Origin of the sequence: Enterobacter sp. HNDS-6 (genome assembly GCF_039850505.1) — a bacterium.
Taxonomy (GTDB): domain Bacteria; phylum Pseudomonadota; class Gammaproteobacteria; order Enterobacterales; family Enterobacteriaceae; genus Enterobacter; species Enterobacter kobei.
The window spans coordinates 3,697,462-3,722,633 of sequence record NZ_CP156673.1 but is presented as its reverse complement, the minus strand read 5'-3'; the positions used below and the strand labels follow the sequence as shown (position 1 = coordinate 3,722,633).

At 52.4% G+C, this 25,172-nt stretch carries 30 protein-coding genes and 1 tRNA gene; 17 read left to right on the top strand and 14 right to left on the bottom strand.

Going from position 1 to position 25,172, the window contains the following annotated elements; all coding sequences use genetic code 11:
- Positions 1-2: 2 nt before the first annotated feature.
- The 8 genes from ABFI50_RS17380 to ABFI50_RS17345 all read left to right on the top strand — a co-directional run bounded on the left by ABFI50_RS17380 (position 3) and on the right by ABFI50_RS17345 (position 5,356).
- Positions 3-563 carry a lipoprotein gene (locus ABFI50_RS17380; protein WP_347484641.1) on the top strand — a complete coding sequence of 187 codons (561 nt, stop codon included), beginning with the start codon at positions 3-5 and terminating at the stop codon, positions 561-563.
- Positions 564-689: 126 nt separating this feature from the next.
- Positions 690-1,736: a dihydroorotase gene (pyrC, locus tag ABFI50_RS17375; protein ID WP_347484639.1), complete on the top strand. Its 1,047-nt coding sequence runs from the start codon at positions 690-692 to the stop codon at positions 1,734-1,736.
- A gap of 74 nt (positions 1,737-1,810) precedes the next feature.
- Complete coding sequence (gene dinI, locus ABFI50_RS17370; protein ID WP_014883351.1) at positions 1,811-2,056, top strand: DNA damage-inducible protein I; 246 nt, start codon at positions 1,811-1,813, stop codon at positions 2,054-2,056.
- A gap of 272 nt (positions 2,057-2,328) precedes the next feature.
- A complete protein-coding gene (bssS, locus tag ABFI50_RS17365; RefSeq protein ID WP_008500827.1) occupies positions 2,329-2,583 on the top strand; it encodes a biofilm formation regulator BssS in 255 nt (84 codons plus the stop codon).
- A 116-nt stretch (positions 2,584-2,699) separates the two neighbouring features.
- Positions 2,700-3,818, top strand: coding sequence for an N-methyl-L-tryptophan oxidase (gene solA / locus ABFI50_RS17360; RefSeq protein ID WP_256027085.1), 1,119 nt, complete (start codon positions 2,700-2,702; stop codon positions 3,816-3,818).
- Positions 3,819-3,877: 59 nt separating this feature from the next.
- Entirely contained in the window at positions 3,878-3,991 is a 114-nt protein-coding gene (locus tag ABFI50_RS17355; protein WP_014883349.1) for a YceO family protein, read from the top strand.
- Positions 3,992-4,209: 218 nt separating this feature from the next.
- The gene (locus tag ABFI50_RS17350) at positions 4,210-4,776 is read left to right on the top strand and encodes a cytochrome b (protein ID WP_014883348.1); all 567 of its coding nucleotides are present in this window, start codon (positions 4,210-4,212) and stop codon (positions 4,774-4,776) included.
- A gap of 1 nt (position 4,777) precedes the next feature.
- On the top strand, positions 4,778-5,356 hold the full coding sequence (locus ABFI50_RS17345; RefSeq protein ID WP_248196420.1) for a YceI family protein: 579 nt from the start codon (positions 4,778-4,780) through the stop codon (positions 5,354-5,356).
- A gap of 40 nt (positions 5,357-5,396) precedes the next feature.
- Here ABFI50_RS17345 and ABFI50_RS17340 read toward each other — a convergent pair whose 3' ends face one another.
- Entirely contained in the window at positions 5,397-6,446 is a 1,050-nt protein-coding gene (locus ABFI50_RS17340) for a rhodanese-related sulfurtransferase (protein WP_014883346.1), read from the bottom strand.
- A gap of 221 nt (positions 6,447-6,667) precedes the next feature.
- Between ABFI50_RS17340 and ABFI50_RS17335 the strand changes: the two genes are divergently transcribed.
- The 3 genes from ABFI50_RS17335 (at position 6,668) to ABFI50_RS17325 (ending at position 9,426) form a co-directional block, all read left to right on the top strand.
- Positions 6,668-7,594, top strand: a complete 927-nt coding sequence (locus ABFI50_RS17335) for a Kdo(2)-lipid IV(A) acyltransferase (protein WP_023332678.1) — start codon at positions 6,668-6,670, stop codon at positions 7,592-7,594.
- Between the two features lie 142 nt (positions 7,595-7,736).
- Positions 7,737-8,954 carry a multidrug efflux MFS transporter MdtG gene (gene mdtG, locus ABFI50_RS17330; protein WP_014883344.1) on the top strand — a complete coding sequence of 406 codons (1,218 nt, stop codon included), beginning with the start codon at positions 7,737-7,739 and terminating at the stop codon, positions 8,952-8,954.
- 97 nt (positions 8,955-9,051) lie between these two features.
- The gene (locus tag ABFI50_RS17325; protein WP_008500834.1) at positions 9,052-9,426 is read left to right on the top strand and encodes a MysB family protein; all 375 of its coding nucleotides are present in this window, start codon (positions 9,052-9,054) and stop codon (positions 9,424-9,426) included.
- Between the two features lie 6 nt (positions 9,427-9,432).
- Here the strand turns inward: ABFI50_RS17325 and ABFI50_RS17320 are convergent, their stop codons facing one another.
- From ABFI50_RS17320 to mdoG, 3 genes are all read right to left on the bottom strand, one after another.
- Complete coding sequence (locus tag ABFI50_RS17320; protein ID WP_014883343.1) at positions 9,433-9,660, bottom strand: YceK/YidQ family lipoprotein; 228 nt, start codon at positions 9,658-9,660, stop codon at positions 9,433-9,435.
- A gap of 85 nt (positions 9,661-9,745) precedes the next feature.
- Positions 9,746-12,274: a glucans biosynthesis glucosyltransferase MdoH gene (gene mdoH / locus ABFI50_RS17315; protein WP_023338244.1), complete on the bottom strand. Its 2,529-nt coding sequence runs from the start codon at positions 12,272-12,274 to the stop codon at positions 9,746-9,748.
- Complete coding sequence (mdoG, locus tag ABFI50_RS17310) at positions 12,267-13,820, bottom strand: glucans biosynthesis protein MdoG (protein WP_032628846.1); 1,554 nt, start codon at positions 13,818-13,820, stop codon at positions 12,267-12,269. The genes mdoH and mdoG overlap by 8 nt, the downstream gene beginning before the upstream one ends.
- A gap of 254 nt (positions 13,821-14,074) precedes the next feature.
- On the opposite strand from mdoG, the gene mdoC reads away from it, so the two are divergent.
- Entirely contained in the window at positions 14,075-15,214 is a 1,140-nt protein-coding gene (gene mdoC, locus ABFI50_RS17305; RefSeq protein WP_023337083.1) for a glucans biosynthesis protein MdoC, read from the top strand.
- 35 nt (positions 15,215-15,249) lie between these two features.
- Here the strand turns inward: mdoC and ymdB are convergent, their stop codons facing one another.
- The 5 genes from ymdB to csgB all read right to left on the bottom strand — a co-directional run bounded on the left by ymdB (position 15,250) and on the right by csgB (position 17,696).
- Positions 15,250-15,792, bottom strand: a complete 543-nt coding sequence (gene ymdB / locus ABFI50_RS17300) for an O-acetyl-ADP-ribose deacetylase (protein ID WP_014883339.1) — start codon at positions 15,790-15,792, stop codon at positions 15,250-15,252.
- A gap of 81 nt (positions 15,793-15,873) precedes the next feature.
- Positions 15,874-16,194: a hypothetical protein gene (locus ABFI50_RS17295; RefSeq protein WP_014883338.1), complete on the bottom strand. Its 321-nt coding sequence runs from the start codon at positions 16,192-16,194 to the stop codon at positions 15,874-15,876.
- Positions 16,195-16,353: 159 nt separating this feature from the next.
- Complete coding sequence (gene csgC, locus ABFI50_RS17290; RefSeq protein ID WP_023337081.1) at positions 16,354-16,686, bottom strand: curli assembly chaperone CsgC; 333 nt, start codon at positions 16,684-16,686, stop codon at positions 16,354-16,356.
- A 60-nt stretch (positions 16,687-16,746) separates the two neighbouring features.
- Positions 16,747-17,199, bottom strand: coding sequence for a curli major subunit CsgA (gene csgA / locus ABFI50_RS17285; RefSeq protein ID WP_014883336.1), 453 nt, complete (start codon positions 17,197-17,199; stop codon positions 16,747-16,749).
- 41 nt (positions 17,200-17,240) lie between these two features.
- The gene (gene csgB, locus ABFI50_RS17280) at positions 17,241-17,696 is read right to left on the bottom strand and encodes a curli minor subunit CsgB (RefSeq protein ID WP_347484631.1); all 456 of its coding nucleotides are present in this window, start codon (positions 17,694-17,696) and stop codon (positions 17,241-17,243) included.
- Between the two features lie 755 nt (positions 17,697-18,451).
- Between csgB and csgD the strand changes: the two genes are divergently transcribed.
- Genes csgD through csgG form a run of 4 tightly spaced genes read left to right on the top strand, consistent with a single transcriptional unit; the run spans position 18,452 to position 20,793 of the window.
- A complete protein-coding gene (gene csgD, locus ABFI50_RS17275; RefSeq protein ID WP_014883334.1) occupies positions 18,452-19,102 on the top strand; it encodes a biofilm master transcriptional regulator CsgD in 651 nt (216 codons plus the stop codon).
- A gap of 4 nt (positions 19,103-19,106) precedes the next feature.
- Entirely contained in the window at positions 19,107-19,496 is a 390-nt protein-coding gene (csgE, locus tag ABFI50_RS17270; protein ID WP_014883333.1) for a curli production assembly/transport protein CsgE, read from the top strand.
- A 23-nt stretch (positions 19,497-19,519) separates the two neighbouring features.
- Positions 19,520-19,933, top strand: a complete 414-nt coding sequence (gene csgF / locus ABFI50_RS17265) for a curli production assembly/transport protein CsgF (RefSeq protein WP_014883332.1) — start codon at positions 19,520-19,522, stop codon at positions 19,931-19,933.
- Between the two features lie 26 nt (positions 19,934-19,959).
- Positions 19,960-20,793 carry a curli production assembly/transport protein CsgG gene (gene csgG, locus ABFI50_RS17260; protein WP_014883331.1) on the top strand — a complete coding sequence of 278 codons (834 nt, stop codon included), beginning with the start codon at positions 19,960-19,962 and terminating at the stop codon, positions 20,791-20,793.
- 43 nt (positions 20,794-20,836) lie between these two features.
- Here the strand turns inward: csgG and ABFI50_RS17255 are convergent, their stop codons facing one another.
- The 4 genes from ABFI50_RS17255 to ghrA form a co-directional block, all read right to left on the bottom strand.
- The gene (locus ABFI50_RS17255; protein WP_074170090.1) at positions 20,837-21,319 is read right to left on the bottom strand and encodes a DUF1097 domain-containing protein; all 483 of its coding nucleotides are present in this window, start codon (positions 21,317-21,319) and stop codon (positions 20,837-20,839) included.
- 96 nt (positions 21,320-21,415) lie between these two features.
- Positions 21,416-21,970 carry a molecular chaperone gene (locus tag ABFI50_RS17250; protein ID WP_023332670.1) on the bottom strand — a complete coding sequence of 185 codons (555 nt, stop codon included), beginning with the start codon at positions 21,968-21,970 and terminating at the stop codon, positions 21,416-21,418.
- Between the two features lie 20 nt (positions 21,971-21,990).
- Positions 21,991-22,728, bottom strand: coding sequence for a phosphatase (locus ABFI50_RS17245; protein WP_014883328.1), 738 nt, complete (start codon positions 22,726-22,728; stop codon positions 21,991-21,993).
- 84 nt (positions 22,729-22,812) lie between these two features.
- Positions 22,813-23,751, bottom strand: coding sequence for a glyoxylate/hydroxypyruvate reductase GhrA (gene ghrA / locus ABFI50_RS17240; RefSeq protein WP_087529507.1), 939 nt, complete (start codon positions 23,749-23,751; stop codon positions 22,813-22,815).
- Between the two features lie 232 nt (positions 23,752-23,983).
- On the opposite strand from ghrA, the gene ABFI50_RS17235 reads away from it, so the two are divergent.
- A tRNA-Ser gene (locus ABFI50_RS17235) sits at positions 23,984-24,071 on the top strand.
- 132 nt (positions 24,072-24,203) lie between these two features.
- On the opposite strand, the gene ABFI50_RS17230 is transcribed toward ABFI50_RS17235, so the two are convergent.
- Entirely contained in the window at positions 24,204-25,109 is a 906-nt protein-coding gene (locus ABFI50_RS17230) for a LysR family transcriptional regulator (RefSeq protein WP_032628841.1), read from the bottom strand.
- Positions 25,110-25,172 lie beyond the last annotated feature (63 nt).

The following is a 25,172-nucleotide window of genomic DNA, read 5'->3' as shown; positions in this document are numbered from 1 at the left end:
CCATGAAGAAAATTGTCATTGCCGCCGCATTTATCGTTAGCGGCCTGCTGGTGGGCTGCAATCAGCTTACGCAATACACCGTCAGTGAACAGGAAATTAATCAGGCGCTGGAAAAACATAACAATTTCTCCAAAGACATTGGTGTGCCAGGCCTTGCCGATGCGCATATCATTCTCACCAATCTCACCAGCCAGATTGGTCGTGAAGAGCCCAATAAAGTCACCCTCGCCGGGGATGCCAGCCTTGATATGACCTCCCTTTTTGGCAACCAGAAAGCCAACATCAAGCTCAAGCTGAAGGCACTTCCGGTTTTCAACAAAGAGAAGGGCGCGATTTTCCTGCAGGAGATGGAAGTGGTCGATGCGCAGGTTTCACCGGACAAGATGGCACCGGTTCTGCAAACCCTGATGCCCTATCTGAACCAGTCACTGCGTAACTATTTCAATCAGCAACCGGCGTATGTCTTGAGCGAAGACAAAAGTAAGGGTGAAGCCCTTGCGAAAAAATACGCAAAAGTGATAGAGGTGAAACCGGGAGAAATCATCATTCCTTTCACCGATTAACCTGAAGGGCGCTGCGGCGCCCTTTTTTTTACGGAAAAGTGTGCAAACGAAAACGTTTCCGCTTATGATTTGTGTCCGGCAAAAACAGCCATCCTTATGACTGATTCCTGACAAGCCGGAGCTTCCATGACTGCACAACCCCAGGTTCTTAAAATCCGCCGCCCTGACGACTGGCATATCCATCTGCGCGATGGCGATATGCTGAAAACCGTCGTGCCTTATACCAGTGAAATTTATGGCCGCGCGATTGTCATGCCAAACCTGGTTCCGCCAGTCACCACCGTCGATGCCGCGATTGCCTACCGCCAGCGCATTCTGGATGCCGTCCCGGCTGGACATGATTTCACCCCGCTGATGACCTGCTATCTGACCGATACTCTCGATCCGGACGAAGTTGAGCGCGGGTTTAACGAAGGCGTTTTTACGGCGGCGAAACTCTATCCTGCAAACGCCACCACCAACTCCAGCCACGGCGTCACCAGCATTGATGCCATCATGCCGGTGCTGGAACGTATGCAGAAACTGGGCATGCCGTTGCTGGTACACGGCGAAGTCACGCATGCCGAGATTGATATCTTCGACCGTGAAGCCCGCTTTATCGAGACCGTGATGGAACCGCTGCGTCAGCGCCTGCCTGCGCTTAAAGTGGTCTTTGAACATATCACCACCAAAGACGCCGCAGAATATGTGCGTGACGGCAACGAGTTGATTGCCGCCACCATCACCCCACAGCATCTGATGTTTAACCGTAACCACATGCTGGTAGGCGGGGTACGCCCTCACCTGTACTGCCTGCCGATCCTTAAGCGCAACGTTCACCAGCAGGCGCTGCGCGAACTGGTTGCCAGCGGTTTCTCACGCGCTTTCCTCGGCACAGACTCCGCGCCTCACGCCCGCCATCGTAAAGAGGCGAGCTGCGGCTGCGCAGGCTGTTTCAACGCCCCTACGGCCCTTGCCAGCTATGCAACGGTATTTGAAGAGATGGACGCGCTGGAACATTTCGAAGCGTTCTGCTCCCTCAACGGCCCGCGTTTTTACGGCCTGCCGGTCAATGACACGTTCATTGAACTGGAGCGCAAAGCGAGCCAGGTGGAGGCGTCCATTGCCCTGATGGATGATACGCTGATCCCCTTCCTGGCAGGCGAAACTGTCAACTGGACGGTAAAACGCTAAAAAATCAACGCTCCTTGTTGTCAAACGAACAATATGCCTGTATAAATAAACAGTATATTACACAGGGGGCATTTATGCGTATTGAAGTCACCATAGCCAAAACTACCGTTCTGCCTGCTGGCGCGCTTGACGCACTGGCAGGCGAATTATCCCGTCGTATTCATAACACCTTCCCCGACAATGCAGGCGCCGTCACTGTTCGTTACGCCGCGGCGAACAACCTTTCCGTCATTGGCGGTGCAAAAGAAGATAAAGATCGCATCAGCGAAATCCTGCAGGAAACGTGGGAGAGCGCTGACGACTGGTTCATCACAGATTAACACTGCTCCCTCATTGTGTTTTTTGCCGGGTCGCCCCGGCTTTTTTTTGCCTGAAATTCCAGAAAGTTCAAAATAATTCGGCAACTTCTTTAAAAATCGTGAACAAGATGGTGTTTTATTGCTCGAACAATCCTAAAAAGCAGAAAAATGTGTTGCTAGCTGTTTATTTTTCCCTTAGGAACCCTTATTACTTGTATACTGAAGTTGCTTTCAGAAAAACATGCATTGAACCTCGAAGTCGTTGTCTTCTAACACGCATTATGGGGGTTATAATGGAAAAGAATAGCGAAGTCATCCAGACCCACCCACTCGTTGGCTGGGATATCAGTACCGTAGACAGCTACGATGCACTGATGCTGCGTTTGCACTACCAGACCCCAAATCAGCTGAACCGTGAAGAAGCGGAAGTTGGACAGACGCTGTGGCTTACGACAGACGTCGCCCGTCAGTTTATTTCTATTTTAGAGGCAGGAATTGCAAAAATAGAATCTGGCGACTATCAGGAAAATGAGTATAAACGGCACTAACCGAATGCTCACTTTTCTTTCAACAGGCACCCACGCGGTGCCTTATTTATTTCCCGCTTGTTTGCACCCGCTTTGTTAATTACTCTGCTAAAAAAAACGTACGTGACGAGATGCATATGAGATATGACCTAATCATTATTGGCAGTGGCTCCGTAGGATCGGCCGCCGGGTATTACGCGACACAGGCAGGACTCAATGTCCTGATGATTGACTCTCACCTGCCGCCCCATAGCGAAGGTAGCCACCACGGCGACACTCGTCTCATTCGCCATGCCTATGGCGAGGGGGAACGCTATGTTCCGCTGGTGCTTCGTGCCCAGACGCTGTGGGACGCGCTGGCTAAAGAGACTGAAGAGCGCATTTTCGAACGCACGGGCGTCATCAATCTTGGCCCGGCCCGTTCGGAATTTCTGGCTAATGTGGAACGCAGCGCAAAGGCCTTTAATCTGGAGGTTGAGAAGCTGGACGCGTCGGCTATCACCGCGCGCTGGCCAGAAATTACCGTCCCGGACGATTATATTGGCCTCTTTGAAGCCAACTCCGGGGTGTTGCACTGTGAAACCGCCATCAAAACCTGGATCGACCTTGCCGCCAAAGCGGGCTGTGCGCAGCTGTTCAACTGTCCGGTGGAGGCCATCACGCATAACGCAGATGGCGTGACGGTAACGACTCTGGACGGTGAATATTCGGCGTCTCGTTTGCTTATCAGCGCAGGAACCTGGGTCACCCGCCTGCTGCCAGACCTGCCAATCCAGCCCGTGCGTAAGGTCTTTTCGTGGTTCCAGTCGGATGGTCGCTACAGTGCCCAGAATAAATTCCCGGCGTTCACCGGCGAGTTGCCCAATGGCGATCAGTTCTACGGTTTCCCTTCCGAAAAAGACGCGCTCAAGATTGGAAAACACAACGGGGGGCAAGTTATCTCCTCACCTGACGAGCGTAAACCGTTTGGTGCTTGTCCGCAGGATGGTTCAGAAGCCTTCTCGTTCCTGCGCAATATTCTCCCGGGCGTGGGTGGCCTGCTCTACGGCGCGGCCTGCACCTACGACAACACGCCAGATGAAGACTTTATCATTGATACGCTGCCAGGACATGACAACACCCTGCTCATTACCGGGCTGAGCGGACACGGATTTAAGTTCGCTTCCGTGCTGGGTGAAATCGCCGCGCAATTTGCTCAGGGTATCACGCCTCAGTTTGATCTGACGCCCTTCTCACTCGCGCGTTTTAACGGATAATCGCTATGGGCTCCGGACAGTTCGGGGCCCGTTTTCTTTACGGTGAATCATGGGGCATTATGCGCAGAATCGTGAGTTTTCTCGTCAATAATATTCGCGAACATTTTATGCTCTATATCTTACTGTGGGCACTACTTGCGATCGTTGATTTTATTTACATTGTATTTTATTGAAAGCGTTGACTGACATTTATTGACGTTACTTTATGTTTATTTAATCTCTTTCCCCCTGCTTATTCCGCCTTGCACGAAGCCTTTGAATTACCTTTGCGGTTCCTTGTCAAAATTGCTGAAATAAATAAAATAAAAATCCATATACTCTTATTTCAGTTGCAATATCTTGCCTTCCCGTTCATTTTTACGTTTCGGTTAATTTGAAAATGGACATTCTGATGCAATTGCGTAACTCCTCCCGGCGCTACGGAATAATATCCATAAGTTTGCACTGGATATTTGCCATTGCCGTCTATGGCATGTTCGGGCTTGGACTCTGGATGGTCACGCTCAGCTATTACGACGGCTGGTATCACCAGGCGCCGGAGTTGCATAAAAGCATCGGCGTTTTGCTGATGCTGGGGCTGATTTTCCGCGTGATATGGCGACATATCTCCCCGCCACCTGCAGCACCAAAGACCCACAGTAAATTAACCCGTTTCAGTGCTGTCGCCGCGCATATTGCGCTTTATGCGCTGCTCTTCGCCATTCTGATCAGCGGCTATCTCATTTCGACGGCAGACGGCAAGCCGATCAGCGTTTTTGGTCTGTTCGAGGTGCCAGCAACGCTCAGTGATGCTGGGGTTCAGGCCGACACGGCGGGGGTGGTCCACCTCTGGCTTGCCTGGAGCGTGGTGATCCTGTCCGTGCTGCACGGACTTGCCGCCCTTAAACACCACTTTATTGATAAAGACGATACGCTCAAGCGCATGCTTGGCCGCTCGTCAGTTGACTCTGGAGTATAAAATGAAAAAACACCTGCTTGGTATCGCACTGGGCTCTCTGTTATTCACCACCGGTTCCGCCGTGGCGGCGGATTATAAAATTGATAAAGAGGGCCAGCACGCGTTCGTCAATTTCCGTATTCAGCATCTGGGATACAGCTGGCTGTACGGTACCTTTAAAGATTTTGACGGCACATTCACCTTTGACGAGAAAAATCCTGCGGTGGATAAAGTCAATGTGACCATTAATACCAACAGCGTTGACACCAATCATGCTGAGCGCGATAAACACCTGCGCAGCGCAGAGTTCCTGAACGTCACTAAATTCCCGAAAGCGACTTTCACCTCTACGGACGTGAAAAAAGACGGTGATAAGTTGAATATTACCGGTAATCTTACCCTGAATGGCGTTACGAAACCCGTGACTCTGGATGCAAAATTGATCGGCCAGGGTGACGATCCGTGGGGGGGTAAACGCGCAGGTTTTGAAGCGGCAGGAAAAATTCACCTGAAAGATTTTAATATCACAACGGATTTGGGTCCGGCGTCTCAGGATGTTGAGCTGGTTATTTCTGTTGAAGGTGTGCAGCAGAAGTCATAATAGATTCGCCCGGCAGGATCTCGCCTGCCGGGCGTTATTATCATTCCGGGTCGGGAATACCCAGTTTGGTATTCAGACGGCCGCGTGATTTATTAAAAATCTTATTGCCGTTTTCTCGTCCCGCACGACGCCGACGCTGCTCTTCTTCCGGCAGAATACTCTCTTCACTGCACAGTTCACTGCAGCAGCCGTTAAACTTCTCGGCACAGGCAGGGCACTGGATGAAGAGCAGATGGCAACCGTCGTTTTTACAGTTGGTATGGGTATCGCACGGCGCACCGCACTGGTGGCACTGGGCAATAACGTCTTCCGAAATACGCTCACCCATACGCTCGTCAAAGACAAAGTTTTTCCCGATAAAACGCACCGGTAAACCCTGCTCGCGGGCGCGGCGGGCGTACTCGATAATGCCGCCTTCAATGTGCCAGACCTTATTAAAGCCGTTATGCTTCATCCAGGCACTGGCCTTCTCGCAGCGGATGCCGCCGGTGCAGTACATAACGATTTTTTTATCTTTATGCTCCTGCATCATCTCAACCGCTTTAGGCAGTTGCTCGCGGAAGGTATCGGCCGGGATTTCCATCGCGTTCTCGAAATGCCCCACTTCGTATTCATAGTGGTTACGCATATCAATGAACACGGCATCCGGATCGTCCAGCATCGCATTCACTTCCGCGGCCTTCAGATATTCACCGACGTTCGCCGGGTTAAATTCAGGATCGTCAATACCGTCCGCCACTATGCGTTCACGCACCTTCATGCGCAGCACCCAGAAGGATTTCCCGTCATCGTCCAGGGCAATGTTCAGGCGTAAGCCGTCGAGAGCGGGGTCGAAGCGATAAAGACACTCGCGGAAAGCGCTGACTTTGCTTTCCGGTACGCTAATCTGCGCGTTGATGCCTTCGCGGGCAAGGTAGACGCGCCCGAAAACGTTCAGGGCTGTGAAAGCCTGATAAAGCGCATCGCGGGTCGCCTGCGGATCGTCGATCGTGAAGTATTTATAGAAAGAGATGGTTGTGCGCGGTTCGGTTTCAGCCAACATACGCGCTCTTAACATCTCATTCGACACGCGGTTGTGTAACACTGGCATGGTGTACAGTCCTGGAATCGTTAGAGAGAATGAAAAATCGGTCGGCATCATATAGCAAACAAAACCAATTTACATCCACACAATTTACGCTACATTTCACACACCCTGATTAATCAGGTTTAACAATTGCTCTCGTCGTACAGGTTTCGTTGGCAGATATTTTGGCAACGTCTCAAAAAATGCGACAATAGCGAAACAGGACGTTTGAACACAGGAAAGACATGACCCAGTTACCCAAATTTACCGTCGCCCTTTTGCACCCTCGCTATTGGATGACCTGGCTTGGCATTGGCTTTTTATGGCTACTGGTACAGCTTCCCTACCCTGTTATCTTCCGGTTAGGTAAATCGTTAGGCCGAATCGCGCTAACGTTCATGAAGCGTCGGGCGCGCATCGCGTACCGAAATCTTGAGCTGTGCTTCCCGCAGATGAGCGAGGCAGAGCGCCACGATATGGTCACGAAGAATTTCGAATCCGTCGGTATGGGGCTCATGGAAACCGGTATGGCGTGGTTCTGGTCAGATAAGCGCATGGCGCGCTGGAGCAAAGTGACGGGAACCGGCATGGAGCCCGTGCATACGCTTCAGGCTAACCAGACCGGCGTTCTGCTGATCGGGGTTCATTTTCTGACGCTGGAGATCGGGGCGCGGATGTTTGGCATGCAGGCGCCCGGCATCGGTGTTTATCGTCCAAACGACAACCCGGTTATCGATCTCATTCAGACCAACGGCCGCATGCGCTCCAATAAAAGCATGATCGACCGTAAGGATCTGAAGGGCATGATCCGCGCCCTTAAATCCGGTGAAGTGGTCTGGTATGCTCCCGACCACGACTACGGCCCGCAGTCGAGCGTATTTGTGCCGTTCTTCGCCGTTGAAGAGGCGGCCACCACCACCGGCACCTGGATGCTGGCACGGATGTCCAAAGCCGCCATCGTCCCCTTTGTGCCCCGCCGTATGCCGGATGGCTCAGGCTACGAGCTGATGATGCTCGAACCGGAGCTCGCGCCGCCGTTAGACGATGCAGAAACCACCGCGCGCTGGATGAACAGCGTTGTAGAGAAGTGCATCATGCTGGCCCCTGAGCAGTATATGTGGCTGCATCGCCGCTTTAAAACGCGACCACAGGGCACACCGTCCCGCTATTGATCCTCATGCGGCCCCATTCGGGCCGCCTCCTGTTTTAGCTTTAAAAGCGCTTCCGCATTGCGGCAATCATAACCCAGGCGCATAATTAGCAGGCTTATTACTTTATGCCTCAGGTGCTCAGCACCTCATTATGCGGAATGTTATGTCACCCTCAGATGCCCCCATAAACTGGAAACGTAACCTCACGGTTGCGTGGCTTGGCTGTTTTCTTACCGGTGCGGCGTTCAGCCTGGTTATGCCTTTCCTGCCGCTCTACGTCGAACAACTGGGCGTGACGGGCCACAGCGCGCTCAATATGTGGTCTGGACTGGTCTTCAGCATTACGTTTCTCTTCTCCGCGATTGCCTCACCCTTCTGGGGTGGCCTTGCCGATCGCAAGGGCCGAAAAATTATGCTGCTACGTTCTGCGCTGGGGATGGCCATCATCATGGCGCTGATGGGGGTCGCGCAAAACGTCTGGCAGTTCCTGGTATTGCGGGCATTGCTGGGTTTACTGGGCGGATTTATTCCCAATGCGAATGCCCTGATTGCCACGCAAATTCCGCGCCATAAGAGCGGCTGGGCGCTTGGGACGCTCTCCACCGGTGGCGTAAGTGGCGCCTTGCTGGGGCCACTGGCCGGAGGACTGCTGGCGGATAATTACGGCCTGCGCCCGGTCTTTTTCATCACCGCCAGCGTGCTGTTCCTGTGCTTTATCGTCACTCTGCTCTGTATCCGTGAGAACTTCACGCCTGTCGCCAAAAAAGAGATGCTCCATGCCAGAGACGTGCTGACCTCGCTTAAGAATCCCAGACTGGTGCTGAGCCTGTTCGTCACGACAATGATTATTCAGGTCGCTACCGGCTCGATTGCGCCAATTCTGACGCTCTACGTGCGTGACCTGGCGGGTGATGTCAGTAACATCGCCTTTATCAGCGGGCTGATTGCCTCCGTGCCCGGCGTGGCGGCGCTGCTTAGCGCCCCGAGGCTGGGCAAGCTGGGGGATCGGGTGGGCCCGGAAAAAATTCTGATCTGCGCGCTGGTGATCTCCGTCCTGCTGCTTGTCCCCATGTCGATGGTGCACTCTCCGTGGCAACTGGGGGTTCTGCGCTTTTTACTGGGCGCCGCCGACGGGGCGTTACTGCCCGCCGTACAGACCCTGCTGGTTTACAACTCCACGAACCAGATTGCGGGGCGTATTTTTAGCTATAACCAGTCATTTCGCGATATTGGTAATGTGACCGGACCGCTTCTCGGTGCAGGTATATCCGCCAGCTTTGGTTTCCGCGCCGTCTTTATCGTGACGGCGGGCGTGGTGTTGTTCAACGCGATGTATTCGTGGTTGAGTTTATCCCGCGCGTTACGCCCCACGACAGAATAAGGCGAAAGCCTGACGGCTTATTTTCGCATTCATACTTGCAGAATCCGATCTTCAGCTATTCTTTCCCTGAAACCTTCTGGAAAACAGGGAGACACCAATGACCATGTACGCCACGCTGGAAGAAGCTATTGATGCCGCTCGCGAAGAGTTCCTCGCCGACAATCCCGGTGTTGAGGAAGAAGATGCTGACGTGCAACAACTTAATATCCAAAAATACGTTCTGCAGGACGGGGATATTATGTGGCAGGCCGAATTCTTTGCTGATGAAGGTGAAGAAGGGGAATGTTTGCCGGTCCTGAGCGGTGAAGGCGCGCAGGCCGTCTTTGATGGTGATTATGACGAAATCGAGTTACGGCAGGAGTGGCTGGAAGAGAACACCCTGCACGAGTGGGATGAGGGCGAATTTCAGCTCGAACCCCCGCTGGATACGGAAGAAGGTCAAACCGCAGCCGATGAGTGGGACGAGCGTTGATTTACGCTACTCGTACGGGCCGTGGCTGGCATCGATGGGCAGCAACAGCGTGTCGAAAATCAGCGAAAACGGCAGATCGAGCACGGTCAGGTAGCGCCACGCGGAATCACGCACATCCCATTTCACACCCGGGTAATACTGATTCCCATGGCCCTGCCCTGGAATAGTGCGGCTGATGATGCTGCCGCAGCCGCTAAGCAGGCATGCCATCAGGACGACGATGATTATTCTCATAAGTTACCTCTAAAAAAATACCGGCGATTAAGCCGGTATTTTTATCTGGCGGGTGGCGCTACGCTTACCCGCCCTGGTTAACAACTTACTTCGCCTTCAGTGCAAGCGGATTCAGCTTCACGTCTTTGTAGTAGTTCACCCACGAAGAATACTTTTCCGGAGCGGACCATACGCGATAGTGAAGCCTTGCCATCGTGACCGGATCGCTCAGCAGCACCAGACGACGGTCGCGGTTGAGTTTTTCCGGCGTCTCGTTAAGCGCCTGCTCAACGTGACGATCGCGGGCAATCTCCAGCACATGACTTGCACGGTGACGCGCCGTCGCCATGGCTGTTGCCAGGGCGTTAAATGACGGGTTAAACACGGCGTGCATAAAGCCATCATCCAGCGTGCGATTGCGGTTCTGCTCCAGATAGGTATCGGTATCCACCAGCACCTTCGGCGGGGAGTACTCTTCCGGGATCAGGAACAGTTTCCAGCGTTTAGTCCGCAGTCCCACCGTTGAACGGCTGGAGATCACAGAGACGAACGGCGACAGGATCAGCGAGAAGACAATCGGCGCCAGCCAGAACAGGAAGCGCAGATCCAGCCAGGCCATGCCCGCCGCCCACACGAGACCCAGCAGCAGCTGAGAACCGTGACGCATGAAGGCTTCGCCCCACGGCGTGGAGTCGTCATCACGCTGCGGTGAGTTCCAGACCACTTCCCAGCCCAGGAACGCACTGACCACAAACACGGTGTGGAACAGCATACGCACCGGTGCCAGCAGCACAGAGAACAGCACTTCCAGCAGCAGTGAAAGGGTCACGCGGAAGAAACCGCCGTACTCTTTCGAACCTTTGCACCAGATCAGGATGATACTGAGCAGCTTAGGCAGGAACAGCAGCACCATGGTAGACGCAAACAGCGCAATTGCCAGCTCCGGACGCCACTGCGGCCACACCGGGAACAGCTGGCGCGGTTGCAGGAAGTATTGCGGCTCCGTCAAAGCATGGACGACCTGCAATGCAGTAGAGAGCGCAAGGAACATGAACCACAGCGGTGCAGAGAGATAAGACATCACGCCCGTCAGGAACACCGCGCGGTGAACCGGGTGCATCCCTTTGACAAGGAACAGGCGGAAGTTCATCAGGTTGCCGTGACACCAGCGGCGGTCACGCTTGAGCTCATCCAGCAGGTTCGGTGGCAGCTCTTCGTACGATCCCGGGAGGTCGTAGGCAATCCAGACGCCCCAGCCCGCACGACGCATCAGCGCAGCTTCCACGAAGTCATGCGACAGAATAGAACCGGCAAACGAACCCTCACCTGGCAGCGGCGCCAGAGCACAGTGTTCAATGAACGGCTTCACGCGAATAATGGCGTTGTGACCCCAGTAGTGCGATTCACCCAACTGCCAGAAGTGCAGACCGGCAGTAAACAGCGGCCCGTAAACACGGGTGGCAAACTGCTGGCAGCGCGCATAAAGCGTGTCCATACCGGACGCTTTTGGCGAAGACTGAATGATCCCCGCGTTCGGGTTGGCTTCCATCAGACGCACCAGACCGCTCAGGCAGTCACCGCTCATGACGGAGTCCGCATCCAGCACCACCATGTAGCTGTACTGGTTACCCCAGCGACGGCAGAAGTCATCGATGTTACCGCTTTTACGCTTCACACGACGGCGACGACGACGGTAGAAGATCTGGCCTTCGCCCTGCACTTCTGCAATCAGCTCCATCCACGCTTTTTGTTCTGCAACGCAGATATCCGGGTTGTAACTGTCGCTCAGAATATAGACGTCGAAATGCGCCGCGTTGCCGGTCGCCTTGACGGACTCCCAGGTCGCACGCAGGCCCGCAAATACGCGGTCAACGTCTTCGTTACAAATAGGCATAATCAGCGCGGTACGGTGCTCAGGATTGAGGGGTTCATCCCCGACCGTTGACGCTGAAATGCTGTATTTGTCCCGCCCCATCAGCAATTGCAGGAAGCCCATTAGCGCGGTCCAGAAACCGGCCGAAACCCAGCAGAACAGAACTGCAAACAGCAGGAGGATGCCGCTTTGCAGGATATAAGGCAGTAGCTGCATGAAGGAGACCCAGAGATCCTGGCCCATCATGTCCGTTGGGTTAATAAACGCCCAGCCCTGGTAAGGCAGAATGGTTTTCATGTACCAGGTCGCGACAACCGTTTGTGCCAGCGTCAGAAGCAGCAGGATGTAACGGCGAATAGTCCCCACGGTACGCCATTTCTGCTCAGAGGCCTGCTCTTCTTTCGTCAGGCGTGACAGATAGCGCGGCGTCACATCACGCCCACGCAGGCGATCCCAGAAGCGGCCAACCGGGTTGGTGCGCCATGGATCGGGGAACATAGAGGAACGCGTCGCCTTCGGCATCGCCTGAAGCTGATCGCGTCCTTCGTCGTCTTTAATCAACTGCCCTTCTGCCAGCGAGTCTGGCCATGCCTGCTCCAGACGCGCTTTTACTGACCCCAGCGGCGTATCATCATCACGGGAAAACTGACGATGTTCACCATCCAGCGCGGTGTGAACCGCGCGGATGTCGCTCTTAGGCAGCGCCGCTTTTTCGATATCCGTCAGCGGCATGGCATCAATATATTCAGATGTATTATTCATTGGCAGGTAGCTGATAGCTCCAGGTTTCACTCAGCGGCTGATCGTCACTGACCAGCGCAGCACGCATTTCAGTGGTCTGTTTCGGATCTTTCACTTTCACGCGCAGGGTCAGACGCCAGCCTTTGGTTACCGGATTGTAACGCACCGTGTTTTCAACGATTTCACCGTTATCACCAATGCTGGCCTGAGCCGACACCGCCGTATCCGGAGACAGTTTCTTCATATCCTGGCCTGTGAAGTCCACGACAAACGCCACGGTACCGTCAGGCTGACGGATAAGGTTAGACTGCTTCACATCACCCGTTGAGCGGCGAGTCTGCATCACATACGCGTTATCCGGCGCATGCAGCTTATCTTCGTCGCGGCTGAAGGTAATGGTGTACTTGAAGTTCATCTCTTTGCCGGCTTCCGGCAGTTGATCCGGCGTCCAGTAAGCGACGATGTTATCGTTGGTTTCGTCGTTGGTTGGAATTTCAACCAGCTCTACCTTGCCTTTACCCCAGTCGCCTTTCGGCGTAACCCAAGCGCTTGGACGCAGGTCATAACGATCGTCCAAATCTTCGAAGCGAGAGAACTGACGGCCACGCTGCAGCAGGCCAAAGCCCTGCGGGTTTTCCATCGCAAAGCTGCTTACTGCCAGATGTTTCGGATTATTCAGCGGACGCCAGATCCACTCACCGTTACCGGCATGAATAGACAGACCATTGGAGTCATGCAGTTCCGGGCGGAAGTTGGTTGCCGGCGACGGCTGGTTTGGCCCAAACAGGAACATACTGGTAAGCGGCGCAACGCCCAGTTTGCCCACTTTGTCACGCAGATAGACTTTAGACTGCACGTCAACGACCGTGTCACGACCCGGCATAATCACAAAGCGATAGGCACCGGTTGCGCGCGGAGAGTCCAGCAGCGCATAAATAGTCAGACGTTTGTCCGTTGGTTTTGGACGTTCAATCCAGAACTCGCGGAAACGCGGAAACTCTTCCCCTGATGGCAGCGCGGTATCAATGGCCAGACCACGCGCAGAAAGCCCGTACACCTGCCCCGCGCCAATCACGCGGAAGTAGCTGGCGCCAAGCATGCTGACGATTTCGTCGTTTTTATCTTTGCTGTTAATCGGGTAAAGCACCTTGAAGCCTGCGAAGCCCAGGTCTTTCACCGTATCTTTGTCGTGTTGCACATTGCCAAAATTGAAGTAATCCGGGCTGTACTTGATCTTACGTACCGCGGTCGCCGTCACTTCATTGATGGCAACAGGCGTGTCGAAGTACATACCCTGATGATAAAATTCAAGCTTGAACGGGGTTTTAATGTTGTTCCAGTACGCTTTATCGTGATTGAACTGGATCTGCTGATAGTCCGCATACTTCATGTCGCGGAAAACGGAGGGCAAGTTACTTTTCGGCGCTTCGTAGCTCTTGCCTGCCATCGATTTTGCCTGTTTTGCGACATCGTCGATGTTAAAGGCCAGTGCCGATGAGGTATACAGTGATAACACGACTGCAGCACCCACCCAACGCATTTTCATCATCTGTGGTTTATGTTTCATAATAAGTAAGCACTTCCCCCTTTGTGTGCTTATATCGATCCGATCCATTTTAATGGAAACTCAGGCAATCCGACAACATAATCACTGCTTTGTTCAGCTACTGGCTCATGGATTAAGCAAATGAAAGAACCCGCGATTCACTTTGCGTGCTTATCCTGGAGACAGTGTGTCGGTCTTGGTGTAGGGTTGGCGTCGAATGTAACCATTATGAGTCTTAGGGATAAGACGAAAAGTCTGAGAATGCACAAAGTTATATGAGCACATCACCAACAGAACGTGAATATTTCCTCGACTCGATCCGGGCATGGCTGATGCTATTGGGGATCCCCTTTCACATTTCACTGATTTACTCCAGCCACACGTGGCATGTTAATAGCCAGATGCCCTCCTGGTGGCTCACGCTGTTTAATGACTTTATTCACGCCTTCCGTATGCAGGTGTTTTTTGTCATTTCAGGCTATTTCTCCTACATGCTTTTTTTACGCTATCCGCTGAAGCGCTGGTGGAAAGTCCGCGTAGAGCGCGTGGGTATTCCTATGTTGACCGCCATCCCGCTGCTGACGCTGCCGCAGTTCATTATGCTGCAGTATGTTAAAGGCAAAGCAGAGAACTGGCCGAATCTTACGCTGTATGAAAAGTACAATACGCTGGTCTGGGAACTGGTGTCTCACCTCTGGTTCCTGCTGGTACTGGTGGTACTGACCACGGTCAGCCTGGTGATCTTTAGCCGTCTGCGCCGTCATTTAAGCACGACCGCTGACGCCTTCTTCGCCAACGTCACGCTGGGCAAACTGTCGGTGCTCTTTTTGCTGCTTGGCGTTGCTTATGCCGCCGTGAGACGCACTCTGTTTATCGTCTACCCACCGATACTGAGCGACGGGTTGTTTAATTTTGTGGTGATGCAGTCGCTGTTCTACATTCCGTTCTTTTTAATTGGCGCACTGGCGTTTATTTATCCGAAGCTTAAAGCCTTGTTTACCACACCGTCACCGTGGTGCGCAGTGGGTGCCGCCTTCGCGTTTGCGGCCTATCTGCTGAACCAGCGCTACGGTAGCGGCGACGCCTGGATGTATGAAACGGAAAGCGTGATCACTATGCTGCTGGGCTTGTGGATGGTGAATGTGGTGTTCGCACTCGGCCACCGCTTGCTGAACTTTAAGTCCAGCCGCGTGACCTACTTCGTCAATGCTTCACTGTTTATCTATCTGGTGCATCACCCGTTGACGCTGTTCTTCGGGGCTTACATCACGCCGCATATCGCCTCTAACACGCTGGGCTTCTTTACCGGACTGGTGTTTGTGGTGGGCGTGGCGATCGTGCTCTACGAGATCCATCTGCGGATCCCTCTCCTGCGTTTCCTGTTTTCAGGCAAACCCCAGACGAAAACTGCCTGAGCAGCGTGGCGCACTGACGGTGCGCCACGTTTGTTTCAACTCTCCAGCGCTTGTCTGCGCTGCGCCAACAACCGCTGATACAGATGCAGGGTGTCTTCATCAAAACAGACAAAGGTCACCTTCTCTGGCAGCGGTTTCAGCGACAGGTAGCGGTAAACGGTTTCTACCGCGATGGTCGCCGCTGCCGCCTTGGGATAACCATACACGCCGGTACTAATTGCCGGAAACGCCATCGTTTTGTAGCCGTTGTCGGCGGCAAGCCGTAGACAGTTTCGGTATGCCTCTTCCAGCAGACTCGCTTCATGGTGGTCGCCGCCCTGCCATACTGGGCCAACGGCGTGAATCACCGCTTTGGCCGGAAGGTTGCCCGCAAGCGTAATCACCGCATGGCCCGGCGGGCATTCGCCCTGTTGCTGACGCACGATTTTACAGGCTTCCAGCAGCTGCGGTCCGGCAGCGCGGTGAATAGCACCGTCAACCCCGCCTCCCCCCATCAGGGAAGGATTGGCCGCATTGACGATGACATCGACATGCTGGGTCGTAATATCGCCATGAATCACTTCAATTTGCGGTTTCATAAAAGCCCTCTGCTACCCGCCTTTTTCTTAAGTGTATCGCAGAGGGGTTATTGAGAAAAACGATCGGCGGTAAAACACGAATTAGCGGTACTGGATCTGAACCACTGCGAGCGTTTTTTCAGGATTAAGGTATTTCATATCCACTGTCGCCAGGCTGGAAGGTGTCGTCATGCCGTTCAGCGCATCGTCGTAACTGACCATACGGGTTTGCATACGGTTTTTATCCGGGCACGATACCGCCAGCTGCCGATGTTGCTGCGTAACTTCACACGGGTCAGCAACGATTGCACCGCGAAAGTGAATGACGCCCCCTTCCGCAAAAGTGGCCGAATGCGCAGGAACGATAAAGGCAGAAACGAGCAGGCCCAAACCTGAAATAAGATGTGCAAAATTGTGGGTCACGATAGGTACTCCTCAATGAAAATCGTCCATGAGGGGCAAACGCGCTTCATTATGTTACCGAAGTGTCACGTTACGGAACATTACGACACAGTTCCTGATAACAGCATAGCTCAACGGCACAGACCCGCCACCTTCGCAACATATTGATATTATGAATGATTAGAGCGCGCGCCCTCCAGGCGACCACTGTTGTGATAAATGAAGTGCTTTTCCATCAGTGACGGTTACCACGATCGTTACCGTGTCTCCCGCAGAGATATTTAAACTCAAGCGCATTAAATCAATCGCCTGATTAGCGGGGATAAAAAGTGTGTTTTGCTGGCGGGATGAACTTTGTCCACTCTGCCCTTCGCGCAAAGAAACAATCTGGACCTGACAATCACACGATTCCGTCAACGTGACCTGCGGAATAATGGTGGTCATATTGCCCTGCTGTGAGGTTTGAAAGGTTATCTGGCTCGACAGCGCGGCGAGGAGAATTAAGGTATTCATAATTAACTCCCGAAAAAAAACAGGGCATCAGCCCTGTTTTTTGTAGCACAGATGTCAGTATCAGTACTGATGAGCTGTCGCGTGGTTACCAAAGCCAATCTGGGTAACGTTGACGGTGGAGTTAGACGCCGTCTGGTCTACCAGTGCGCCGTTAAGGCCACCGTACTGGCTGACATTCATCACGGAATCTTTACTGTTCCACTGATCAAGTGTCGCACTGTTGCCAAATCCGTTCTGGGTCAGGTTAATGCTACTGTCGTCAGACCCCTGGCCAACGTCAGCGCCGTTACCGCCACCGGTCTGGCTAATATTCAGAACTGAATTTCTGGCATCAGTCTGCAGGGCCAGCGCGGAGTTACCGCCACCATTCTGGTAAATATTCAGGGTTGAATTTGGGCCACCGTATCCGCCATGACCATGTCCATGACCCCATCCGCCCTGGTTAATCATACCAGCCATAGCACTACCAGAAACTACGATTGCTGCAAGTGCTGCCACTTTGATAAATTTCATGGTAAACCCCCATCGGATTGATTAAAGTCGTCGCGAAATAACTAGCGTTGAATAACGCGAATTGCCATCTGCGACTGTTTCTGCACTACAACTGCGGTTTTCTGCGTACCGTACTGCGTAATATTTGCTCTATTACCCGACCCTTTCTGGATAATTTTTGCACTGTTACCATATCCATCTTGCGTAATACCTGCATCGTTCCCGTTACCGCTCTGATCGATCCAGGCAATATTGTAAGTCCCTGATTGATCAACTCTCGCTCTGTTGCCTGCACCATCCTGGGAAACGACTGACAAGAGTTTCGACCCTTCCTGGCGAATCTGAGCGTCATTAAATACGCCCTGTTGACCAATAATGGCTGCCTGATTTAATGATGAACGACTTAATTCATTAACCGCAAAATTATATTCAGCATTCGCCAAATCAGTATTAGCCGCGGTTACAAATCCAGGCAGACCCAGTAATGTAAACATCAAAAATAACGATGTGTTTTTCATGTTGTCACCCTGGACCCGGCTACCTGAAAACACCCTGTTCGTATTTCGTGTTAAACGACTCGTTTTTTTGTTAACGCGTCGTTACGGTGAAGAGTATGTCCGCTGAAACATTTTAAATATCTCACCCGCGTGGCTTATTTTTATTTATCAGGTCACCACAAAGTCGTAATTTGCAGAAAAAATACACATTACACAGGCTGGTTTAATTTTTATAGAATATTTATGCGCGTTGTGTCGTACAACGACGACAAGCCTGCCCACGCTTCCCTCCGCGTTGTTTAAGCGTAACGGCAGGATGGCATTTTGTTCATCACGTGACACAGGACGTGTTTTCTTAAGCCAGAGAGAGGAGAACATTATGGCTTAGAAAGTATCAGTTACTCATACCAAAGCTTAACGTCTCCAAAATAAAAATTAAGACATAAAATCAACCAGTTAATAAAATTTGTATGATTTTTAAAATCTGTGCACGCCTATTTATATGTACAACTTTCATATCAAATAACAACATTCAAAACAGCCAATATTCACAAATTAATATTGATTTTTACATCTTGTTACATGATTAACACTTGCTTTAAACTTCGTAAAAGCTAGATTGAAATTAGCTGTACGAAATTGGTTTTATATTTACCTCCCTGTGGAGGTTATGTTCTGATTCTACACACAGCAGTGCAACATCTGTCAGTACTTCTGGTGCCTTCCTCTTTTCAGGAGGGCAGCTGTCAGGTGCCAAAAATAAGTGGGGTTTCATCATGTATAATGAAGTCCATAGTTTACATGGTCATACATTACTGTTGATCACAAAACCTTCTCTGCAAGCGACAGCTTTATTACAACATTTAAAGCAATCTTTATCATTGAACGGGAAATTGCATAATATTCAACGTTCTTTTGATGATATTGCGCCTGGCAGCATCATTCTGTTTGATATGATGGAAGCTGATAAGAAGCTTATCCATTACTGGCAAGATAACTTAAGCAGGAAAAACAATAATATCCGCGTGTTATTATTGAACACTCCTGATGAATACCCTTTCAGAGATATTGAAAGCTGGCCGCATATCAATGGCGTGTTCTACGTTACTGAAGAAGAAGGCCGGGTGGTAGAGGGTCTGCAGGGCATATTGCGCGGAGAGTGTTATTTCTCGCAAAAGCTGGCCAGCTACCTCATCACGCACTCCGGTAACTACCGCTATAACAGTTCGGAATCCGCGCTGCTCACGCACCGTGAAAAAGAGATCCTGAACAAACTACGCATTGGTGCTTCAAATATTGAAATCGCCCGTTCGTTATTTATCAGCGAAAATACGGTAAAGACGCACCTTTATAATCTTTTCAAGAAGATAGCTGTTAAAAATCGAACTCAGGCTGTTTCATGGGCAAACGATAACCTCAGGCGTTAATCACATGAAGCGCACGTTGAGTTGGATCGCCGCAGCGAGTTTCTTGCTCGCTGCAGGGAACCTGCAGGCTGTCGAGGTCGAAGTTCCCGGATTGTTAACTGACCACACAGTCTCATCGATCGGGCACAGTTTTTACCGGGCCTTCAGTGATAAATGGGACAGTACCTACACGGGTAATTTAACAATCAACGAGCGGCCCAGTGCACGTTGGGGAAGCTGGATAACCATCACGGCTAATCAGGACGTTATTTATCAAACGTTTTTATTCCCCTCGAAAACAGACTTCGATAAAAACGTGGCCTTAGCACTGGCTCAAACTGAAGATGCTATTAATCGCCTGCAAATAGACAAAGCGCTATTAAGCACCAGCGATTTAGCAAAAGATGAGTTCTAGCGAACCGATATGCGGAGGCTGTCATGCGTATTGCATATGCAGTTGTTTCGATAATGCTTATTACCCCTCTTTGCTGGGGCGGAAATATGACGTTCCAGTTCCGTAACCCCAACTTTGGCGGTAACCCTAACAACGGTGCGTTCCTGCTGAATGAAGCTCAGGCGCAAAACTCCTATAAAGATCCCAGTTATAAGGACTTTACCGTTGATACCCCTTCAGCACTGGATAACTTCACCCAGGCTATCCAGTCGCAAATTTTAGGGGGATTGCTGACAAACATTAACACCGGCAAGCCCGGCCGAATGGTGACCAACGATTTTATTGTCGATATCGCCAACAGAGACGGACAACTTCAGTTGAACGTAACCGATCGTAAAACCGGAAAAACCTCCACCATTGAGGTTTCTGGCCTACAAAGCAATTCAACTGACTTTTAAACAATAGCTAAATAAGGACAACGATCATGCAGCGCTTCCTGATATTTGTTGCAGTGTGCTTATTGAGCGGTTGTTTAACTGCTCCGCCTAAAGAAGCTGCAAAACCAACATTAATGCCTCGGGCTCAGAGTTATCGTGATTTAACCCATTTGCCTTCTCCAACGGGCAAAATATTTGTCTCGGTATACAACATTCAGGATGAAACAGGGCAATTTAAGCCCTACCCGGCCAGTAACTTCTCCACGGCAGTGCCGCAAAGCGCCACCGCCATGCTGGTTACCGCACTCAAGGATTCACACTGGTTTATACCGCTGGAACGCCAGGGGCTACAGAACCTGTTAAATGAACGAAAAATTATTCGTGCTGCACAGGAGAATGGCACCGTCGCGGACAATAACCGAATGCCTCTGCAGTCTCTGGCTGCGGCAAACGTCATGATCGAAGGCTCGATTATCGGTTATGAGAGCAACGTTAAATCGGGTGGTGTGGGAGCACGTTACTTTGGGATTGGCGCGGATACCCAGTATCAGCTCGACCAAATTGCCGTTAACCTGCGTGTCGTCAACGTCAGTACCGGTGAAGTGCTCTCCTCGGTAAACACCAGCAAAACGATATTGTCTTATGAAGTCCAGGCGGGGGTATTCCGCTTCATCGACTACCAGCGTTTACTGGAAGGTGAAATTGGTTATACCTCGAATGAACCGGTCATGATGTGTCTGATGTCAGCCATTGAAACCGGCGTGATCTTCCTGATTAACGATGGTATCGATCGCGGGCTGTGGGATCTGCAAAACAAATCAGACGTGCAGAACCCGATCCTGGTGAAATACCGTGATATGTCCGTGCCTCCGGAATCCTGACAGGAAGCGCATAAAAAAGGCGAGATGATTATCTCGCCTTTTTTTATTCACTCACCGCGGTGATGTTTTGCGTTTTTTCCCGTCGCGCCGCCAGCCAGAGACCGCTGTTCTTCATGGCATAGCCAAACAGCAACCCCAGCGCCAGTGAAGGGACGACCAGCTTCCACTCCCCCTGTCCGGCAAAGGTCGCGCACGCCCCCATAAAGGTGCCCGGTACAAACGACAGCAGCAGATGCTTCGCCTGAATACACATCAGGAAGGCAACGACCCCCGTCATGACGTAGCCCAGGATCTCCAGATGCGGCGCCAGCGCGCTGCCTTTGATGATAACCAGCGCCCATATAACGCCGCTCATCAGCGTGCAACCAGAGATAAAGAGCCCTTTCAGCCCTCCCTGCGGGCAGGCGAAATAGGCCGTGCAGCCAAGGAAGCCAGCCCAGCTTAATAAACCAAGAGACACCGCCACCCATCCCCAGATACCGGAGAGAATGCCCGTCGTGATTGCAATACAAAGTAATATGTTCATGGTGCGCATCTTAGCAGATGCGCACCATGGAAATGAGATCAGAAGCACATTACGTGCAAGTTGAAATGTATCGTTGCAGAATTTTTGTGATTTAAATCACTCTTCACTCTCTTCTTCCAGCTCATCCCACATTGCTGCGATGGCGTCGCGCGTCAGCGGAGCCAGCGTTCTCCAGAACGGAGAGGTGGCGTGGGCTTCAACTTTCCCCAGGAAGGTTCCAACCCACGGCAGCAAATACGTCTCGAAGAGAATTTCGATGGCTTCATTTTCATCATCACCCGCGTTGTCTTCGATCCAGGAGGCCGCCAGCAGCAGAGTACCAATATGATCGGCTGGCGTATCGCTCAGCGGCATACCGCGCTCAGAGAGGAATGCCCGCACTTCCGCTTCGGTCGCCCCTTCCTGCCAGGCAGAACGGTAGGGCGAAACGCGGCACTCCTCTCCCACGAACAATGCGTTGTAGTCCGTTGAGATCTGCTGCATATCACAGCTTTTCTGCAGACGTTCCAGTAACTCATCCTGTTCCAGCGGCCAGTTCTGCGCCAGCTTACCCTCGCGAATGAGCGTAAACAGCGGAACCAACAGCGGGTCCTGCGGCTGGCGATAATACAGGGAGCCCAGCACGCGGCAAAGGATGGAGAATTCATTCATTGTGTTATTCCGTTATTCAATTAAAGGTCGGCAAATTCATCAACGGGCGTCATGCCGCGCGACTCCAGGAAGTCGAGCATACGGCGCGGCGTGACGTTCAGGATCTGTGCTTCCGGGAAATTGACGTCCTGCAGCACTTTCATGCACTCGCCAAAATCCCCCAGCGTGAAGGCCGTGTGCGAATCAGAGCCCAGCGCCACCATCCCTCCGGCATCACGCACGGCGGCTGCCACTTCGCGACAGTTGGCTTCACTGCCTTTACGCGAGTGCACGAACGAGGAGTTGTTAATCTCCAGCGCCACACGGTGTTTCGCGGCGGCCTGCGCCACGGCCTGAATATCAATAGGGTATTTAGGATTACCCGGATGGCTGATGATATGCACATTGCCGCTGGCAATGGTGGCAATCATCGCCGCGGTATTGGTCTCTTTATCCTGCGGCGGGAAAACCGGCTCATGGAAACCGGCAAGGATCAGATCTAAGGAGGTCAGCATCGGGCCGGTGCAGTCGATTTCACCGTCGGTGTTTTTGATGTTCGCCTCAATGCCGCGCAGTATCCCAATGCCATCCACCAGACGTGGCCAGATCCGCATATTCACAAAATGCCAGTAGTGCGGCGCATCCGCCATATCCGGGCCGTGATCGGTTATCGCAAAGAGCTTAATACCTTTTAGCTTTGCCTGGGCGATATAATCATGGAGGTTGCTATACGCGTGGGTGCTGGCGACGGTGTGCATATGCAGGTCAACGGGATACATCTTTCTCTCCTCTGCGGTTTTTCCAAAGGATAGCAGTTATCAGCGGCGAATATTAGCAAAAACCCGGCCAACGCCGGGTTTCTCTCAGTAGCCGCGCTGTCGGTCGACCTGACCGGTAACCGCGTTCCCCTTCTCTATTTCACCGATAGTATGCGAGATATAAGCCACCGCCTCAGCCGGTCGCGTCACGGCGGCGACATGCGGGGTCATTGCCACGCGAGGGTGTCGCCATAGAGGGCTTTCTTCAGGCAGCGGCTCACGGCTGTAAACATCCAGCATGGCACCTTTAAGCTTTCCGCTATCCAGCGCCTTCAGCAGATCGGGCTCCACCAGATGCACCCCGCGCGCAAGGTTCATCAGGTAGCTCCGATCGGCCAGCTGATTGAGCAAGGCTTCGTTGATAATCCCCACCGTTTCCGCCGTATTCGGCAGCAGGTTGATCAGCACGCGTGTGCCTTTCAGAAATGCCGGGAGTTCATCCGTTCCGGCAAAACTCTCAACGCCCGGATACGCTTTACGGCTACGGCTCCAGCAGCGTAACGGGAAGCCCCACGGGGCAAGGGCTTCAGCCACCTTTGAGCCCAGCACGCCCGCCCCGAGGATACCGATGGTAAAGTCTTCACGTTGATATTCCGGCAGCGGCTCCCAGTGGGATTGCTGCTTAAAGGCCTGATAATCATCAAAGCGACGGAACCAGTGCAGGACCTGGCTGACGGCATATTCCTGCATTTGCTGGCCCATACCGGTATCTTCCAGGCGGAACAGGGGGATATCTTCCGGCAGCATCTCCGGGTGTGCCTTCAGTTTACTCAGAATGGAATCCACGCCAGCGCCAAGCGCAAACACGGCCTTCAGTTTACGGCCCTGAAGCATCTCAACGGGTGGATGCCAGACCAGCGCATAGTCAGCATGTTCGTTATCGCCCCGCTTCCACTCACGAACGCGCGCGCCCGGCAGTGCTGCCGACAGTGCTTTAATCCAATAAGCCATATCAAAAGTGGGGTGATAGAAGAGTATATCCATAGTCATTCCTGCCTTTTTTCGCGCTGTTTTGTTTTCATTTTCAAATGGATTGTCAGCATAACAAATTTATGGCGCTATGTTATTGCTGATAAAAAAGACGCTTTTCGCACATTTCGGAATCAGGTTGCCTGAAGTTTGTCTAAACACGCTAAATTACTGAAAAAGTGAGTTGACGGCAGTTCGGCTTTTCCTTACATTAGCGCCCGTCCCGGCAACAACGGGATGACAATATGGTGAGGTGTCCGAGTGGCTGAAGGAGCACGCCTGGAAAGTGTGTATACGGCAACGTATCGGGGGTTCGAATCCCCCCCTCACCGCCATATTCAAGATGAGAGCTCGTACGAAAGTACGGGCTTTTTTCTTTTATATTCTCCAGCGGGGGGGATTCGAACTTTGCTTCCTCTGCGGTGATGGTGTCGGGTGGCGCTTCGCTTACCCGACCTACAAAGAATTTACTCCTCCACCATCCGTGCATACTCTTCGGTTAGAAAATCGACCAGCGCCCTGACCGATGGCAGTAGACCGCGCCGCGAAGGATACACCGCGTGGATCACTTCCCGTCTGGGCTCCCAGGCATCCAGAACCCGCACCAATTCCCCTTTCGCCAACTGATCTTTAACCATTAAAATCGGCAACTGCACCACGCCTACGCCCGCCATCGCCGCTTCCCGCAGCGCCAGCATATCGGTAGTTATAAAGCGCGGCGTGTAGTGGATTTCGGCTTTCGCTCCCTCCGGACCGCTCAGATCCCATTTATGCAGTTGCTTGCCCGCCCCCATACTTAAACCCGGCCAGTCACTGAGTTCAGCAGGCATCACCGGGTTGCCCATCCGCTCAATCAACGCCGGGCTCGCCACCAGGCAGTGTCCTCTGTCAGCCAGCACCCTTAACACCAGATCGCTGTCATCAAACGGACGCGGACGAACGCGGATCGCCACGTCAATGCCTTCACCTACCAGGTCAACCCGCCGGTTGGTGGCCTCCAGCTGAAGATTGATCCCCGGGTAACGCGACATAAACCGCGCCAGCATGGGCCCCACATGAACGTGCAGCAACGTTACAGGACACGTTATCCTGACAACACCGCGCGGTTCAGCCTGTAAGGCAGCCACCGCCTCCTCCGCCGCTTCAGCCTCGACCAGCATGGCTTTACAGTGCTGATAGAACGTTTGCCCCACCTCCGTCACCGTAAACTGCCGCGTGGTACGCTGTATCAACCGCACACCCAGTCGCTCTTCCAGTTGCGCAATCCGGCGGCTCAGTTTCGATTTAGGCTGATCGAGCGCCCGACCTGCCGCTGCAAACCCACCGTGGTCCACCACTTTCACAAACCACACGAAATCATTGAGATCCTGCATACGCCCTCATTGTTCCATTATAAGAACAGTGAATGTCATTTTCACTCTCTACCGGGATATTAG